The sequence below is a fragment of the Streptomyces saintjeani genome (genome assembly GCF_055409605.1).
Genome location: NZ_CP189624.1, coordinates 4,854,483 through 4,869,230, shown reverse-complemented (window position 1 = coordinate 4,869,230; position 14,748 = coordinate 4,854,483). Strand labels below are relative to the sequence as shown.

The following is a 14,748-nucleotide window of genomic DNA, read 5'->3' as shown; positions in this document are numbered from 1 at the left end:
TCGGAGTTGGGGAGGGGACATGGGCCAGAGGTGGGAAGCCGATCCGGGGGCGGGGTTCGTCCGGCGGCTGGGCAAGTCTTCGCACGAGTTGGGGCAGACGTCGGGGAACGCGAGCTGCCCGGACATGTGGGAGCTGGAGAACGGGGACGTGGCGGTGATCGGGACGGACCTGACGGTGGCGTACGAGGGAAGGCTGCCGGACGGCGTCAGTGTCGACCCCGGGGAGCGGCTGGTCGTGATCCCGAGGGCGACGATCCTCGCGGCGAAGGAGGACATCCCGGATGCCTAGCCCGCTCGAAGGCGTTGAGGGCGAGCGCATGGAACTGGGCGCCTACTACGCCGACTTCGAGGAGAACTTCTGGCACAGCGCGGGCACCGGTTTCTGGAAGCTGGAGCGGCAGCAGACGTTCAGGGAGCCCGGCTACGACAGCTGGGAGGCGTTCGAGCGGGGCGACTGGGCGCAGGCGCTGCGGCTGCTGGAGGCGGGCCGCGCGGACATGGCGGAGTACCACCGCAGGATCGCCCACCACGGCTTCACGGCCCGCCGCGTCCGGATCGTGGAAGAACCCCTCAGCGCGTACATGCAGTGGGAGCTGCACGCCCTGCGCATCCGGGAGGAGTGCGGCGGCCCGACCCGAATCGTCCCGGCGGACCGGGTGACCCTTTTCGAGGACACGGGCCCGCTCCCGGAGATCTACACACTCGGCGCGCAGGTGATGTACGAGGCGGTGTACGACGACCGGGGCGTCCTGGAGTCCGCGCGGAAGTTCACCGACCCGCACCTCGTCGACCACTGCCGGCAGTTCATCAAGTCCCTGTACGACACCGGGGACCCCCTCACCCCCTGGTTCGACAGCCATGTCGCCCCCCTCCCGCCCCCGCACCACGAGGTTCGGCGGTGAACGACACCACGGACAACCGCTTCGGGGGCTCGGCGTCGGCGCACACCGTCGTCCAGGCGGGAGACGTCCACGGCGGGGTGCACGTGCATCAGCCCCTGCCCACCCCCACCCTGGTGCCCCACCAACTCCGGGGTGTCGTCCGCCACTTCGTGAACCGGACGGAGGAACAGTCCCGCCTGGACGTCCTGATGGCGGACGGCGAACCGCACGCCGTACGCGTAGCGGCGATCACCGGCACCGCCGGGGTCGGCAAGACGTCGCTGGCCCTGTACTGGTCGCACAGCGTCCGCGCGCACTTCCCGGACGGCGAGTTGTACGCGGACCTGCGCGGGTACACGGCCGGGTGCCCGGCGTCGCCGGGTGAGATCCTCGGCCGTTTCCTCGAAGACCTCGGCGTTCCCGCCGCGCAGGTGTCGACCGGACAGGAGCGCAGGGAGACGATGTTCCGCTCCCTGCTGGCGAACCGCCGCATGCTGATGCTCCTCGACAACGCGGCGGACAGCGCGCAGGTACGCCCGCTGCTCCCGGCCACCGCCGACTGCCTCACGGTGGTGACGAGCCGGGACGACCTGTCCGGCCTGGTCGCCCGGGAGGGCGCCCTGCGCCTGGAGGTCACGGCGTTCCCGGCGACGGACTCGGTGGAACTCCTGCGCGCGGCCACGGCCGGTTACCGCACCCGCGACCGGCGCGGCGACCTCGCGACGCTGGCGCGCCTGTGCGCGGGACTGCCGCTGGCCCTGCGGATCGCGGCCGAGCGCGCGGCGGGCCGTCCGTCGATGCCGCTGCGTGAACTGATCGCCGACCTGCGGGACAGGAACCTGCTGACGACGGAGGCGGGAGAGGGGTCCGACGCGATGCACAGCGTGTTCGAGTGGTCCTACCAGGCGTTGCCCGCACCGGCGGCCCGGCTGTTCCGACTGCTCGGCCTGCATCCGGGCAGCGAGTTCGGCGTCCCGGCGGTGGCGGCCCTCGCTGACGACGAACCCGCGCGCGTACAGGAGCAGTTGGACACCCTCGTCCGCGCGCACCTGCTGGAACGGTGCCCGGCGGGCCGCTACGGCTTCCACGACCTGCTGCGCGCGTACGCGGCCGAGCGGGTCCGGCAGGAGGAGACCGCGCCGGACGAGATCCTCGGTCGCTGCCTCGCCTGGTACCTGCACACCGCGTACGCCGCGCAGTGCGCGATGGCACCGTACGACCGGTACGACCTGGACGACCGCGTGCCCGCGCCCGCGACGGCCCCGCGCTTCGACGGCCACCGGTCCGCGTACGACTGGTACCGCGCGGAGAGCGCCAACCTCGTCGCCGCCGTCCGGGTCGCCGCCGAGGCCGGGTTCCCGGAGGTCGCCTGGCGGCTCGCGGTGGTCCTGCGCGCGGTGTACATGCACCACAACGCGTTCGACGACTGGGAGACGACCGCCCGGATCGGCCTCGACAGCGCCGTACGCGCGCGGGAACCCGCCGGGGAGGCGGAGTCGCTGGAGAACCTCGGCCGGGTCGCCTTCCAGGCGCTGCGGCTCGACGAGGCCGAGGAGCGCCACCGCGCGGCGCTCGCCGTCCGTGAGCGCGCCGGGGACCTCCGGGGGACGGCCGTCTCCGTCAACGCGCTCGGGCTGATCGAGCTGCGTCGCCGCCGGCTCGACGCGGCCCGGTCGTACTTCGCCCGCAGTGCCGCGATCTTCGGCGAACTCGGCGACCGCCGCTGGAGCGCGCTGTTGCGGAGCAACCTCGCGGAGACGCTGTGCGAACTGGGCCGGGGCGCGGAGGCCGCCGCGATCATCGAGCGGGCGCTGGCCGACTTCCGCGAGCTGGAGGACCGGTTCGGCGAGGGCAACGCCCTGTTCCTGCTGAGCTGGGCCCGGCGCGTGTCCGGCGGCCCCGAGACCGCCGGCCGCGCGATCCGGAAAGCCCTCGTCATCGCCGGGGACGAGGACAACCAGGTGTGGCGCGGGCACTGGCTGGCGGAGGCGGCGCGGGTCGAGCGGGCGCGGGGGAATCCGGCGGAGGCGTTGCGGCTGTTCCGCGAGTCGGCGGGCGTCCAGCGGAAGGTGGGGGACATCGGGCGGGAAGCCGCCGCGTTGGACGGGGCGGGGGAGGCGTGCGGGGAACTGGGGCGGTACGAGGAGGCGGTGCGGCTGCATCGGCGGGCTGTGGGGGCGTTCCGGGGGCTGGACGCGGGGTGGCAGCTCGCGGGGGCGCTGGATCACCTGGCGGACGCGCTGGCGGCACTCGGCGAGGAGGAACCGGCGGGGGCGGCGAGGGAGGAGGCGAGGGTTCTGCGCGGGGGTGAGTGCCTTGGCGACGATGACTGAGTGCACCGGGGAAGGTGCCGCGACGCTGAAGGGGCGCCGGTCAGTCGTCCCCCGGCGTCACCGGTTCCGATGCGGTGATCCATACGGGTCCGTCGGCGCAGTCCAGGCGGGGGCCGTCCGCCGGGGTGAGGCTGGTGCGGAGGATCTTCACAGGGTGGCCGTCGAGCGTGGCGACGGGGCCGAGGTGGGGGCCCATGAAGTGGAACGTCCGTACCTGGTCGTGCACTTCACGCGCGGTCTTCGTCACGTCGACGACCGAGAACTCCGGCTCCATCAGGCCCGCGTAGCCGGCGCCGTCCGTGGGCTGCGGGGCGCCCGGTTCCCGTACCCGTTCCAGAGCCGTTCCCAGCAACTCGCGGATCACCGGGGCCAGTTCGGGCCACAGGGTCTGTGGGGTCACGTCGTCCGCGAGCGGGATGCCGTCCCGCTGGGCCAGCACCGGGCCCGTGTCGAAGTCCTCGTCCATGCGATGGACGGTCACGCCGAGGTGCGGGTCACCGTTGCGGATCGCCCACAACACCGGTGCCGGGCCACGGTACTTGGGGAGCAGCGAGCAGTGGATGTTCAGTACGCCGTACGCGGGGATGTCCAGCACCGGCCTCGGCAGGCGCCACGAGAAGCCGTAACAGACGACGAGATCGAGCGCGTACCCCGCCAGCGCCGCACCCAACCCCTCCGGGGTCCCCGGCAACACCAGGTCCACCCCGGCGGGCAGCGCGGCGGTGATCCGTCCCACCGCGTCCACCGCGCCCTCGTCCGTCGGCGAACTCGGGCGCATCGAGCGGGAGTAGGCGTACACGAGGGGTTCGTGCCCCGCCTCCACGCACGTCTCGTGCAGCGCGGTGAACTCGGCGGGGCCGAAGGAGATGAGGCCGATACGCATATGCCCCACCCTACCGACACGCTGCGTGAGCGCAGAATGACCTACCGCACTCGCACCTCCGGCGAAATCCGCGCGCCCCTGCTCACGGCGACGAGCAGCACGTCCGCGAGGCACTCCGTGGCCCGGCCCAGCGCGAACCGTACGGCGCCCTCCCCGGCGTCGTCGTCCGCGAGCACCTCCTTGCCGTTCGTGAGGTGCGTGTCCTCGATGTCGTCGGCGAGGAGGGAGAGGCGGCTCCGAACCACACCCCCGGCCTCAGCACCGCCACCTGGCGCGAGTCGAGCTACAGCGACGGGGAGACAACAACTGCCTTGAGGTCGCCGACGGTTACCCCGCCGTTGTCCCGGTCCGCGACAGCAAGGCCCCCACCACTCCCGCACTCCTCTTCGCAAACCCCACCTGGTCCGCCTTCGTGAACCACCTCAAGCACTGAGCCGGCGCACGCCCGCGACCACGCCCGACAGCAGTACCGGCAGGAGCCACCACCACGGCACGGCCCTCCGCACCCAAGGCACCAGCCACAGCGCCCCGGCGGCTCCGGCAGTCCCGACGGCGACGACGCACGACAGGACGATCCCGGCGTACGCGTCGTCGTCCCAGGTGCCGGACGGGCTGATGGTCAGGGCCGTCCAGCAGAAGTACGCGGCGACGAGGGTGAGCGCGGCGAGGGGAACGGCGAGGACGAGCCGGAGGCAGCCTCGGTCGTCGTCCATGAGGGAGAGCCCGGTCATTCGCGCAGCGTATTCCGCGCCACGCAGACCGCTCACACAGCCGAACGGCCGGGCTTCTCTCGCCTCGGGGCGAGAGAAGCCCGGCCGACATGAACGTGCCGGACTCAGCCGAAGTCACCCTCGGCACACCGGAGTTCGTACGCGGTCCAGCGAGCCGATCAGCTCTCGACAGGGTTCAGGAGGGAGTACTTCACCCACCCCAGCTTCCCCTTGTTCGCCCCGCTCGTGACCTTGCCGTAGCTCCAGGCGTAGTCCTTCGTGCAGTACTCGGTGAAGTCGACCCCCGTCGCGAGGATGCCGAGGGACGTGTAGCTGGTGCCCGGGCCGCTGCGGAGGTTGACGGACGTGGAGGCTTCCTTCGTCTGCGTGACGATCAGGTTGCACGCGGAGGGGAGGGAGGCCGCCGAGGCGGCGGGGGCCGCGAGGAAGGCACCGCCGAGGATCACGGCGGAAGCAGCGGCCGTTGCCGCGATTTGCCGAACGATACGCACTTTTCGTCTCCTTGGGTCTTCGACCGAGGGCTGAAGTTGCGCCGGCTCGGGGGACGCACAGCGCGTGGCGCGCGAACACTTCTTCGCACGCGCGAAAGCATGTCCTAGCCAACCACACGAGCGATCTTTCAGCCAACTTCGTTGCGGGCGAAGCCCCTTGACTTGGCTTGATCCTCAACTCACAGCAGATTCCGAGGTTTTCGCATCGCAAAGCGAATCTTGGTGCTAGCGTAATACGCAACAACATGAAAAAGGCCCCACCAGGGCCCGGAGTGCTACCAACACTCCGCTGGTGAGGCCGTGACGACAGCTCTCGCGAAAGGCCCTGCCGCCGTGCGCCACTGTATCGCGCGCGCCATTTCGGCGTCCCTGTGTACCCTGCTCTCCCTTCTCCTCCCGGCCCGAGGCCACCGCCGCAAGCCGTGCCTCGCAGTACAGGCTCCCGCCCCCGAGCCCGTCATCCCCGCGAGCCCCTGGTCCCGCCCCTGGACCAGCATCAGCAAAGAAGAAGCCGCCGAGATCTTCCGCCTCCAGATCGAGAACGACCAACTGGCGCTGAGCGCCTGGGAGTTGCGGCTCCAATGGGAACGCAGGCGAGCCGCAGCCCTCGCGACGATGGGCGTCGACCACCCGTACACGTACCCCGACGCACCTTTCGACGCCGCCTCGTTCAGGACGAGCGCGTGAACCGGGAAGCGGTCAGTCCGCGTCGGGGCGGGGTTACTCGTCCAGGTCGAGAGTGAAGGTCCGCCCGTCGGCCAGCTCGATCGGCAGCTTGCCGGTGCCGTACTTGTGCGTGTACGCCGCGATGCAGCCGTCGCCGGTGGGACGGGCGCGGACGACCACCTCACCGGCGTACGGGTCCACGACCAGGTAGACCGGGATGCCGTGACGGTCGGAGACGGAGACGACCTCGGCGATCAGGAGGACGTCCTCGAAGACCTGGCGGCGGGAGGTGCGCTCGACGTCGAGTTCTCTGCTCGGCGCCGACTGCGCGAACTGCGGCAAGGCACCTTTGCACCAGTTCCCGGCCCCCGGCCCTTCCGCATTACAGCCAGGTGTGGTTGTCGTCGGTGACGGCGTCGAGCGCGGCGTCGCCGACGGAGGCGCGGGGGTCGGGGAGGGCTGCGAGGGCGGGGCCGATGGGCGGGAAGATCGGGAGGTCGGCGGTCTTTCGGTAGTCGACCCATTCGATGACGCCGACCTCGTGGGTGCCGTCGGGCTGTTCGTCGAGTTCCTCCTCGGCGAGACCGGCGCGGGTCTCGGGGGTGATGTGGAGCCGGTAGATCAGGTGGAGTTTGCGGGGCGGCGGGGTCGGTCCGGGGCGGGTGACGCGCTGGTCGACGACCCACAGGAGGTCGCCGCCTTCGGCCTGGCCGATGTCCAGGGCGAGTTCCTCGTCGAGTTCGCGGGCGAGGGCTGCGCGGAAGTCCTCGCCGTCCTCGACGTTCCCGCCGGGCGGGGTGTAGCGGACGGAGCCGGGGCGGTCGCGGCGGATGAGGGCGACGTCGGCGCCGCAGAAGACGAGAGCGCCGGTGCGGACCTTGATCCGGGAGAACGGGGCCGGAGGCCGGCTGGGCGGGGGTGTCATGGCGGCCAGTATCACGGCGGGTTCTGGTGCCCGGGGCGGGCTTTGTCCAGGTTCACCCGCCCCGGGGGTTCCGGCGGGCTGCTCAGGCGGCGGACGGGCCGGGCAGGGCAGAGCGTGGAGTGTGCGGCCCTCGGCCTCGTCGGTGTGGTGGCGCAGGCGGCAGCCGGTGGCACGCATGACCGGGGAGAGGTGGCAGGGGTCGAGTTCCTCGACGAGCAGGCTCGGGACCGCGGCCGAAGGAAGTCGGCGTCGAGCACACCTCCCGCCGCCAGGCACAGGGCGCACGGGATCCGTACGAGGGTCCGGCGCCCGCAGTGGCAGCAGTCCGCCTCCGCCCGCGCGGGCGGGCCGCCGAGTACCGATCAGCCCTCGGATACATACATCGAGGCGTGCATATTGATATACGACGCCGTGTACATGGAGGGGCCCTCGTGAGCCGCACTGTCATCGACCTCGACGACGAAGCACTGGAAGCAGCCGCCAAGGAGCTGGGGACCACGACCAAGCGCGACACGGTCAACACCGCGTTGCGCGAGATCGTGGCGCGCAACCGCCGCCTGCGCGCCCTGCACGAGCTCCAGGACCTGGCGGAGGAAGGCGCACTCGATGCGGAGTTCCTCCTCGGCAAGCGCAACTACCGTGGCGGGGCCGCTCGTTGAGCGTCGCTGACTACCGGGGGTGCTGCTTCGCCGGACGACCGAGGAGTGGGAGCGTCGCATCGGTGCCGGGCTGGTGGCCCTGTGCGACATCACCGAGCTGGAGGTCCAGTACTCGGCCCGCTCCTCGGCCGATCGCGAGATCATCGGGGAACGGCTGAACCAGTTCACCTGGTCCCCGGTGCCGGACAGCGTCTTTCGACGGGCCCGGGTGGTCCAGGAACAGCTCACGGCCAAAGGTGAGCATCGCAGCGCGGGCCCCGTCGACCTACGACGGGGCAGCCGGTGCGCATGATCGACCTCAAACGGTAGCCCCGCCCCCGCGCAACCCCTCGAACACCAACCGCGTCACCGCGTCCACCACTTCCCGCTCCCCCGCCCCCCTGCTGTCGGGCCGGTACCACTCCACGATGGAGTTGATCATTCCGAAGACGAGGCGGGTGGCGAGGCGGACGTCGATGTCGGCGCGGACGTCGCCCTCAAGGGATGCCGATCTGAGCAGCTCGGCGACCCTGTGGTCGAACTCGCGGCGGCGTTCCAGGGCCCAGCGCTCGGTGTCCGTGTTACCGCGAACACGGAGAAGAAGCGTCACATACGGAAGCTCGGTGATCAGAACGACGACCATACGGCGGACGACATGCTCAAGCCGGTCGATCGCACGTCCCGCGCGCGCGGGCTCCTCGTCGAGGATCGCGAAGAGGCCGTCCAGCGCGCGGCTGACGGCCCGCTGGAGCAGCTCCTCCTTCCCGGCGACGTGGTGGTAGATCGACGACTTGGAGATCCCGGCGGCCTTGGAGAGGTGCTCCATGGACGTCCCGTCGTACCCGCGCTCGTTGAAGACCCGGACGGCGACGGACAGCAGCGTCTCCGGCGTGTACGTGTCCCGCTTGGCGGTGGTCATGACGTGCTCCCCTCCCGCTTGTCGGAGGCGTACGCGTGCCGGTAGAGCGCGAGGGAGGGCGCGTACCGCCCGGAGGGATCGCGCAGGTGGAGGTCGTCGAGGAGCGCGTACGCCCAGTTGCGGCCGAGGCGGCGGCTCCATTCGAAGGGCCCCAGCGGGTAGTTGACGCCGAGCCGCATCGCCGTGTCGACGTCCTCCTCGGTCGCGACGCCCTTGGCGACCGCGTCGTGCGCGAGGTCGACGATCCGCGCGACCGTACGGGCGACGATCATCCCGGGGACGTCACCGAGGACGCTGACGTCCTTGCCGAGCGCCTGGAAGAGGCCGATCGCCTCGGAGAGGGTCTGCGGGGAGGTGTCCTGGGACGCGGAGAGGGCGATGCGGGTGGCCTTGCGGTAGTCGAGCGCGAGGTCGAAGTAGACGACGTCCCGGAACTCGACGGAGGTCTGCCCGTCGGCGAGCGCGAGCTGACCGCCGCCGGGCAGGACGAGCCGGGTGCCGTGGTCCTCCTCGTCCTCACGGACCTGGATGCCCGCCTCGCGGATCAGCGGGAGGAGGTCGGCGGCGGGGCCCAGGTCGCCCTCCGCGACGACGTAGGCGGGCGCCTGGGCCGGTTCGGCGGTGTGCGGCTCGGAACGCTCGGCGTCGTCACCGTAGTCGTACCAGCCGTGACCGGCCTTGCGGCCGAGACGGCCCGCCTCGACGAGACGGCGCTGCGCGAGGGACGGCGCGAACCGGACGTCCTGGAAGAACGCCTTCCACACGGAGTGCGTCACCGACTCGTTGACGTCCTGCCCGATCAGGTCGGTGAGTTCGAAGGCGCCCATCCGGAAACCCCCGCACTCGCGCAGGACGGCGTCGATGGTCGCCGGATCGGCGCCCTGCGCCTCGTACACGGCGAACGCCTCGCCGTAGAAGGGCCGCGCGATCCGGTTGACGATGAACCCGGGCGTGTCCGCGCAGGCGACCGGGTTCTTCCCCCACGCGCGGGCCGTTTCGTACGCGCGCGTGGCCGACGACACGTCGGTGGCGAACCCGGAGACGACCTCGACGAGCGGCAGCAGCGGCGCGGGGTTGAAGAAGTGCAGGCCGACGAAACGGCCGGGGTTGCGCAGCGCGCCGCCGATCGCGGTGACCGACAGGGACGAGGTGTTGGTGGCGAGCAGACAGTCGTCCGCGACGACGTCCTCCAGCGCGCGCAGCAGCTCCTGCTTGACGTCGAGCCGCTCCAGGACGGCTTCGACGACGAGCGCGCAGTCCGCGAGTCCGGCGAGGCTCTCCACGGCCGTGAGGCGCGCGCGTGCGGCGTCCCGGTCGGCGGCGGTGAGGCGGTCCTTCTCGACGAGCCGGTCCAGGCGGACGCCGATCGCGTCGACGGCCTCCCGCGCGCGGCCCGGCACCGTGTCGTGCAGCCTGACGGGGTGCCCGGCCACCAGAGCGACCTGTGCGATGCCCTGGCCCATGGTTCCGGCGCCGACGACGGCCACGGGGCTGCTGAGGTCGATAGCTGTCATGTGCGCGATCCTCCCGCACGGGGTTTTCCACAGATGCAGCAGGACCCCTTGTCCCGACCGATCGTTCGGTTACTCTAGCGGTGACCGGCTGTTCCTGCCCAGACACACAGACGCATCCACCCCAGGAGTTGGTCCCGCATGGCCGCCGAACTCACCGCCGCCGACCTCTTGGCCCGGCACCGTCCCACCCTCGACCAGGCGCTGGAAGCGATCCGCACGCGCGCGTACTGGTCCCCCCACCCCGAGCACCCCAAGGCGTACGGCGAGAACGGCAGCCTGGACCTCGCGGCGGGCAAGGCGGCGTACGACGCCCTGCTGAACACCCGCTTCGACCTGGACCAGCCCGGTACGGACGACTGGGTCGGCGCCGAGGTCTCCCCGTACGGCCCGGAGTTGGGCATCACGTACCCGCACGCGGACGCGGACGTGCTGCTGCCCGCGATGCGGGCGGGCCAGAAGGCGTGGCGGGACGCGGGCGCGGAGGTGCGCGCGGTGGTCTCGCTGGAGATCCTCAAGCGCATCTCGGACCGGTCGCACGAGTTCGCGCACGCGGTGATGCACACCTCCGGCCAGGCGTTCATGATGGCGTTCCAGGCGGGCGGCCCGCACGCGCAGGACCGGGGCCTGGAGGCGGTGGCGTACGCGTACGCGGAGCAGGTCCGCACGCCCGGCACGGCCGAGTGGTCCAAGCCGCAGGGCAAGCGCGACCCGCTGGAGCTGCACAAGGCGTTCACGCCCGTCCCGCGCGGGATCGGCCTGGTCATCGGCTGCAACACGTTCCCGACGTGGAACGGCTTCCCGGGCCTGTTCGCGTCCCTGGCGACCGGCAACGCGGTCCTGGTGAAGCCGCACCCGCGCGCGGTCCTCCCGCTCGCGCTGACCGTGCGCATCGCGCGCGAGGTCCTCGCGGAGGCGGGCTTCGACCCGAACCTCGTCGCACTGGCCGCCGAGCGCCCCGGCGAGGGCATCGCGAAGACCCTCGCGACGCGCCCCGAGATCCGGATCATCGACTACACGGGCTCGACGGCGTTCGGCGACTGGCTGGAGGCCAACGCCCGCCAGGCGCAGGTCTACACCGAGAAGGCCGGCGTCAACACGGTGATCGTCGACTCCACGGCGAACTACAAGGGGATGCTCGCCAACCTGGCGTTCTCCCTGTCGCTCTACAGCGGCCAGATGTGCACCACCCCGCAGAACCTGCTGATCCCCCGCGACGGCATCGGCACGGACGAGGGCCTCAAGTCGTACGACGACGTCGTGGCCGACCTCGCGCGCGCGGTGGACGGCCTGCTGGGCGACGACGCCCGCGCGAACGGCCTCCTGGGCGCGCTGGTCAACCCGGACGTGAAGGCCCGTCTGGAGGCCGCCTCCGCCCTCGGCGAGGTCGCGCTCGCCTCCCGCGCGGTCGCCAACCCCGAGTTCCCCGACGCGGTCGTCCGCACGCCCCTGATCGTCAAGCTCGACGGCACCAAGCCGGACGCCGAGGCCGCCTACCTCAGTGAGTGCTTCGGCCCCGTCTCCTTCGCCGTCGCCGTCGACTCCTCCCTCGACGCGGTCGCGCTCCTGAAGCGCACGATCCGCGAGAAGGGTGCGATGACGGTCGGCGCGTACACGACCGACGCGGGCGTGGAGACGGCCGTCGAGGAGACGTGCCTGGAGGAGGCCGCACAGCTGTCGCTGAACCTCACGGGGGGCGTGTACGTCAACCAGACGGCCGCGTTCTCGGACTTCCACGGCTCGGGGGGCAACCCGGCGGCCAACGCGGCGCTCACGGACGGAGCCTTCGTGGCGAACCGGTTCAGGGTTGTGGAGGTCCGCAGGGAGGGTTAACCGGCGCTCCAGTGGTACAGCGTCATCGCCACGCTCGTGGCGAGGTTGTAGCTGGACACCTGGGGGCGCATCGGGAGGGACAGCAAGTGGTCCGTGCGGGCGCGCAGTTCGGCGGACAGGCCGCTGCGCTCCGAGCCGAACGCGAGGACGGCGTCGTCCGGGAGCTTCACGCCCCGGAGGTCGTCGCCCTCCGCGTCGAACGCGAACACCGGGCCCGGGGGCAGGTCGGCGGCCTCCAGGTGCTCGACCGCCGTCGCGAAGTGCAGTCCGGCGCCGCCGCGGACGACCGTGGGGTGCCAGGGGTCCAGCGTGCCCGTCGTGACCACGCCGGTCGCGCCGAAACCGGCGGCCAGGCGGATCACCGCGCCCGCGTTGCCGAGGTTGCGCGGGTTGTCGAGGACCACGACGGGGGCCGTGCGGGGGAGGGCCGCCAGCGCCGCCAGGTTGGCCGCGCGAGGCCGCCGTACGGCCAGGGCCGCCACGCCCGTCGGGTGGGGGCGGGGGACCAGCGCGCGGTACTCCTCCGGGGTGACCTCCGTCAGCAGCTCCGCGAGCGGCTCGCGGACGTCCGGCGCGAGGTCGTCCGCGAGGGCCAGTGCCGCGGCCCGGTCGGTGGCCACCGCGAGGGGGACCTGCGCGGAGAAGCGCAGGGCGTGCTTGAGGGCGTGGAAGCCGTCGAGGAGTACGGCGGTACCGGCGAGGCGGTGCCAGGCGGCCAGGTCGGTCATGCGGTCGAGCCTACGTGCACTTTTCTGTCCGCATCGACGTCCCTTTCGGCGTCCGTTCCCGACACGACCGTGCCTCCACGCACGCGTGCCGCCTTCGCCCCGACCCACAGCAGGAACGCCGTCGGCAGGAACACCGCGTCCGTCGCGATCATCGCCAGCGAGAAGAACGGCAGGCCCAGGACGACCGCGATCGCCGCGTGCTCCATCATCATCATCGCCAGCAGGACGTTCTTGACGCGCCGGTTGAACAGGGTGAACGGGAACGCGACCTGCGCGATGACCGTCCCGTACGTCGCGATCATCACCAGCGTGCCGCTCGCCGCGAGGACGTCCGCGAGCGCCGGCCACGGCGAGAACGAGTCGAGCTGGAGCGGGTAGTACACCGCCGTACCGTCCTGCCAGCGCGAGCCCTGGATCTTGTACCAGCCCGCCGTCGCGTAGATCAGGCACGCCTCCGCCATGACGACCATCAGCGCGCCGTTGTGCAGCACGTTCGCCGTGATGTCGCACAGGGCCCGCAGCTCGCCCGTACGGCGCGCCGCGAACCACCACACGCCCTGCGCGGCCCACGCGGCCCACAGGAGCGCCGGGACGAACCACTCGCCGTCCGTCAGCCATCCCGCGCCCGTCGCGACGGCCAGCGTGCCGCCCAGGACGACCCACAGGGCCGGGCCCACCCGGTCGCGGGGCACGTGCTCCCCGCGCGCGTGCGCCGACGCCGTACGGCTCTGCCTGCGCGCGTCCAGCGACCACACGCGCGCGCACCGGGTGAACACCAGGTAGATCGACATCAGGTGCAGGACGTTGTCGCCGCCGTCGCCCATGAAGACGCTGCGGTTCTGGAGCGACAGGACGCCGACCATGAAGACGACCGACATCGCGCGCGTGTGCCAGCCGACGAGGAGCAGCGCCGCCGAGAGGAGGGCCAGGAAGTACACGACCTCGAACCACGCGCGCGCGTCCGACCACATCAGCACCGTGAACGCGCCGTTGACGTCGATCAGACGGCGGCCCAGCTGCCAGCTCCACGGGCCGTCCGGGCCGTACAGCTCCGTACGGTTGGGGATCTCGCGCAGCAGGAACAGCAGCCAGGTGGCGCTGAAGCCGATGCGTATCACCGCGCTCTGGTACGGGCCCAGCGCGGACTCCGTCACCCGGGCGAGGCCCTTCGCGACGACCGTGTTCACTTGACTCCCCCGTTCGCCTCTGCGGCGGGCACCCGCCACCAGGGCAGCACCCTGAACGTCGGCTGCGTCGACACTTTCTCGTCACTCCACTTCGGGGGCGCGACGTTCGACGTACGCGACCTCACCTGTACGCGCGCGAGGGTGCCGCCTTCCGCGACCGTCCCTCCCCGCTCCAGCCTCATCACGACGATCCGCCGCAGATACTCCTCCGACAGCGCGCCCCGCATCCCGACGGCACGGTTGTCGTTGTCGTGCGTCCCGGTGAAGAAGTCCCAGGCCCGCCGCAGTTCGTTCTGCTGCGTATGGCTGGGCAGCAGATTCCCGTCGATCGCCCTGCCGTCCGCCGCCGACAGGTCGAACCACCCCGTCGTCCGGTAACCCCCGTCCCCCGACCTCACCTCCGCCCTCACCTGCACCGCGATGTCCTGCTGCAACGGGTTCGGCGCGAACAGCTTCCAGTTCTGCTCGAACTCCGGGTACACCCAGTCGTCGACCGCCCGCGCGTGCTGCTTGCTGACGGTGTTCGAGGGCGCGATGTGCAGGAAGACCATGCCGATGTGCACGAGGGCCACGGCGGCGACGAGGGCCACGACTCCGGCGACGGCTATCTGGGCGCGGAGGGAGAGGGCGGTCAGGCGGGTGGGGGGTACGGCGGCTGCGGTGTCGGGGGTCGAGGTGTCGGCGCCCGGCGATGTCAGGTCGCGCGCGTCGGGGTCCGGTGCGGCGTCGTCCGTCTCTTCGTGAACCGGTGCGTCCGGGGCGGGTTCGCCCGGTGCCTCGTGGCGCCGCTCTGCCGAGCCGACGCTCTCGGTGCCGTCCGCCCCCTCGCGGGGCGCGTGCGGCTTCGGGTCCTCCTGCGGCCCGCGCGAAGCGTCGTCACGCGTGTTCATTGCGCCCCGTTTCCGGTGGTTCAGGTCTGGGTGTCGGGTGGCCGTCGGGGGGACGGCTCCACGGCACGGTACTCAGACGGTGGGGTGAGCGCAGCCTTCGGGGCCGGGTGAGGCTGGTCCGGGAGTTGTCCA

General features: G+C 71.6%; 17 protein-coding genes and 2 pseudogenes. 8 read left to right on the top strand and 11 right to left on the bottom strand.

Annotated features, from left to right (window positions below; all coding sequences use genetic code 11):
* Positions 1 to 19 precede the first annotated feature (19 nt).
* The 3 genes from ACQCO7_RS22175 to ACQCO7_RS22165 are packed head-to-tail and all read left to right on the top strand — an operon-like array spanning position 20 to position 3,214.
* A complete protein-coding gene (locus tag ACQCO7_RS22175; protein ID WP_464073482.1) occupies positions 20 to 289 on the top strand; it encodes a hypothetical protein in 270 nt (89 codons plus the stop codon).
* Entirely contained in the window at positions 282 to 902 is a 621-nt protein-coding gene (locus tag ACQCO7_RS22170; RefSeq protein ID WP_464073481.1) for a DUF6879 family protein, read from the top strand. Before ACQCO7_RS22175 ends, ACQCO7_RS22170 begins: the two co-directional genes overlap by 8 nt.
* Entirely contained in the window at positions 899 to 3,214 is a 2,316-nt protein-coding gene (locus tag ACQCO7_RS22165) for an ATP-binding protein (RefSeq protein ID WP_464073480.1), read from the top strand. The genes ACQCO7_RS22170 and ACQCO7_RS22165 overlap by 4 nt, the downstream gene beginning before the upstream one ends.
* A 40-nt stretch (positions 3,215 to 3,254) precedes the next feature.
* Here ACQCO7_RS22165 and ACQCO7_RS22160 read toward each other — a convergent pair whose 3' ends face one another.
* Positions 3,255 to 4,097: a methionyl-tRNA formyltransferase gene (locus tag ACQCO7_RS22160; RefSeq protein WP_464073479.1), complete on the bottom strand. Its 843-nt coding sequence runs from the start codon at positions 4,095 to 4,097 to the stop codon at positions 3,255 to 3,257.
* 41 nt (positions 4,098 to 4,138) lie between these two features.
* Positions 4,139 to 4,342, bottom strand: coding sequence for a hypothetical protein (locus ACQCO7_RS22155; RefSeq protein ID WP_464077447.1), 204 nt, complete (start codon positions 4,340 to 4,342; stop codon positions 4,139 to 4,141).
* Here ACQCO7_RS22155 and ACQCO7_RS22150 point away from each other — a divergent pair.
* A pseudogene (locus tag ACQCO7_RS22150) lies at positions 4,292 to 4,530 on the top strand (DUF397 domain-containing protein). The gene ACQCO7_RS22155 and the pseudogene ACQCO7_RS22150 sit on opposite strands and share 51 nt — an antisense overlap.
* On the opposite strand, the gene ACQCO7_RS22145 reads toward ACQCO7_RS22150, so the two are convergent.
* Together ACQCO7_RS22145 and ACQCO7_RS22140 are read right to left on the bottom strand one after the other, a co-directional pair.
* Positions 4,520 to 4,828 carry a hypothetical protein gene (locus ACQCO7_RS22145; RefSeq protein WP_464073478.1) on the bottom strand — a complete coding sequence of 103 codons (309 nt, stop codon included), beginning with the start codon at positions 4,826 to 4,828 and terminating at the stop codon, positions 4,520 to 4,522. The pseudogene ACQCO7_RS22150 and the gene ACQCO7_RS22145 sit on opposite strands and share 11 nt — an antisense overlap.
* Before the next feature lie 158 nt (positions 4,829 to 4,986).
* The gene (locus tag ACQCO7_RS22140) at positions 4,987 to 5,319 is read right to left on the bottom strand and encodes an SH3 domain-containing protein (RefSeq protein WP_464073477.1); all 333 of its coding nucleotides are present in this window, start codon (positions 5,317 to 5,319) and stop codon (positions 4,987 to 4,989) included.
* 300 nt (positions 5,320 to 5,619) lie between these two features.
* Here ACQCO7_RS22140 and ACQCO7_RS22135 point away from each other — a divergent pair, with 300 nt between their 5' ends.
* The gene (locus ACQCO7_RS22135) at positions 5,620 to 6,006 is read left to right on the top strand and encodes a hypothetical protein (RefSeq protein ID WP_464073476.1); all 387 of its coding nucleotides are present in this window, start codon (positions 5,620 to 5,622) and stop codon (positions 6,004 to 6,006) included.
* A 33-nt stretch (positions 6,007 to 6,039) separates the two neighbouring features.
* Here the strand turns inward: ACQCO7_RS22135 and ACQCO7_RS22130 are convergent, their stop codons facing one another.
* Both ACQCO7_RS22130 and ACQCO7_RS22125 read right to left on the bottom strand, forming a co-directional pair.
* Positions 6,040 to 6,327 (bottom strand): PDDEXK family nuclease, encoded by a 288-nt coding sequence (locus ACQCO7_RS22130; protein ID WP_464073475.1) that lies wholly within the window; start codon positions 6,325 to 6,327, stop codon positions 6,040 to 6,042.
* Between the two features lie 40 nt (positions 6,328 to 6,367).
* Positions 6,368 to 6,910, bottom strand: coding sequence for an NUDIX domain-containing protein (locus tag ACQCO7_RS22125; RefSeq protein ID WP_464073474.1), 543 nt, complete (start codon positions 6,908 to 6,910; stop codon positions 6,368 to 6,370).
* Positions 6,911 to 7,341: 431 nt separating this feature from the next.
* Between ACQCO7_RS22125 and ACQCO7_RS22120 the strand changes: the two genes are divergently transcribed.
* On the top strand, positions 7,342 to 7,569 hold the full coding sequence (locus ACQCO7_RS22120; protein ID WP_464073473.1) for a type II toxin-antitoxin system VapB family antitoxin: 228 nt from the start codon (positions 7,342 to 7,344) through the stop codon (positions 7,567 to 7,569).
* A 19-nt stretch (positions 7,570 to 7,588) separates the two neighbouring features.
* Positions 7,589 to 7,837, top strand: a pseudogene (locus ACQCO7_RS22115) (PIN domain-containing protein); the annotation flags it as partial.
* A gap of 30 nt (positions 7,838 to 7,867) precedes the next feature.
* Here the strand turns inward: ACQCO7_RS22115 and ACQCO7_RS22110 are convergent.
* Positions 7,868 to 8,467: a TetR/AcrR family transcriptional regulator gene (locus tag ACQCO7_RS22110; RefSeq protein ID WP_464073472.1), complete on the bottom strand. Its 600-nt coding sequence runs from the start codon at positions 8,465 to 8,467 to the stop codon at positions 7,868 to 7,870.
* A complete protein-coding gene (locus tag ACQCO7_RS22105; RefSeq protein WP_464073471.1) occupies positions 8,464 to 9,981 on the bottom strand; it encodes a 3-hydroxyacyl-CoA dehydrogenase in 1,518 nt (505 codons plus the stop codon). Before ACQCO7_RS22105 ends, ACQCO7_RS22110 begins: the two co-directional genes overlap by 4 nt.
* Before the next feature lie 138 nt (positions 9,982 to 10,119).
* Between ACQCO7_RS22105 and paaN the strand changes: the two genes are divergently transcribed.
* Positions 10,120 to 11,811: a phenylacetic acid degradation protein PaaN gene (gene paaN / locus ACQCO7_RS22100; protein ID WP_464073470.1), complete on the top strand. Its 1,692-nt coding sequence runs from the start codon at positions 10,120 to 10,122 to the stop codon at positions 11,809 to 11,811.
* Here paaN and ACQCO7_RS22095 read toward each other — a convergent pair.
* Genes ACQCO7_RS22095 through ACQCO7_RS22085 form a run of 3 tightly spaced genes read right to left on the bottom strand, consistent with a single transcriptional unit; the run spans position 11,808 to position 14,616 of the window.
* The gene (locus ACQCO7_RS22095; RefSeq protein ID WP_464073469.1) at positions 11,808 to 12,539 is read right to left on the bottom strand and encodes a TrmH family RNA methyltransferase; all 732 of its coding nucleotides are present in this window, start codon (positions 12,537 to 12,539) and stop codon (positions 11,808 to 11,810) included. The genes paaN and ACQCO7_RS22095 overlap by 4 nt on opposite strands.
* Entirely contained in the window at positions 12,536 to 13,726 is a 1,191-nt protein-coding gene (locus ACQCO7_RS22090; RefSeq protein WP_464073468.1) for an HTTM domain-containing protein, read from the bottom strand. Before ACQCO7_RS22090 ends, ACQCO7_RS22095 begins: the two co-directional genes overlap by 4 nt.
* On the bottom strand, positions 13,723 to 14,616 hold the full coding sequence (locus ACQCO7_RS22085) for a DUF5819 family protein (RefSeq protein WP_464073467.1): 894 nt from the start codon (positions 14,614 to 14,616) through the stop codon (positions 13,723 to 13,725). Before ACQCO7_RS22085 ends, ACQCO7_RS22090 begins: the two co-directional genes overlap by 4 nt.
* Positions 14,617 to 14,748: the final 132 nt, after the last annotated feature.

Excerpts from the sequence above, each read along its gene's own strand:
- ACQCO7_RS22095 (WP_464073469.1), bottom strand. The coding sequence starts at position 12,539 with ATGACCGACCTGGCCGCCTGGCACCGCCTCGCCGGTACCGCCGTACTC.
- ACQCO7_RS22160 (WP_464073479.1), bottom strand. The coding sequence starts at position 4,097 with ATGCGTATCGGCCTCATCTCCTTCGGCCCCGCCGAGTTCACCGCGCTG.
- paaN (WP_464073470.1), top strand. The coding sequence starts at position 10,120 with ATGGCCGCCGAACTCACCGCCGCCGACCTCTTGGCCCGGCACCGTCCC.
- ACQCO7_RS22125 (WP_464073474.1), bottom strand. The coding sequence starts at position 6,910 with ATGACACCCCCGCCCAGCCGGCCTCCGGCCCCGTTCTCCCGGATCAAG.
- ACQCO7_RS22145 (WP_464073478.1), bottom strand. The coding sequence starts at position 4,828 with ATGACCGGGCTCTCCCTCATGGACGACGACCGAGGCTGCCTCCGGCTC.
- ACQCO7_RS22175 (WP_464073482.1), top strand. The coding sequence starts at position 20 with ATGGGCCAGAGGTGGGAAGCCGATCCGGGGGCGGGGTTCGTCCGGCGG.
- ACQCO7_RS22110 (WP_464073472.1), bottom strand. The coding sequence starts at position 8,467 with ATGACCACCGCCAAGCGGGACACGTACACGCCGGAGACGCTGCTGTCC.
- ACQCO7_RS22085 (WP_464073467.1), bottom strand. The coding sequence starts at position 14,616 with ATGAACACGCGTGACGACGCTTCGCGCGGGCCGCAGGAGGACCCGAAG.
- ACQCO7_RS22170 (WP_464073481.1), top strand. The coding sequence starts at position 282 with ATGCCTAGCCCGCTCGAAGGCGTTGAGGGCGAGCGCATGGAACTGGGC.
- ACQCO7_RS22105 (WP_464073471.1), bottom strand. The coding sequence starts at position 9,981 with ATGACAGCTATCGACCTCAGCAGCCCCGTGGCCGTCGTCGGCGCCGGA.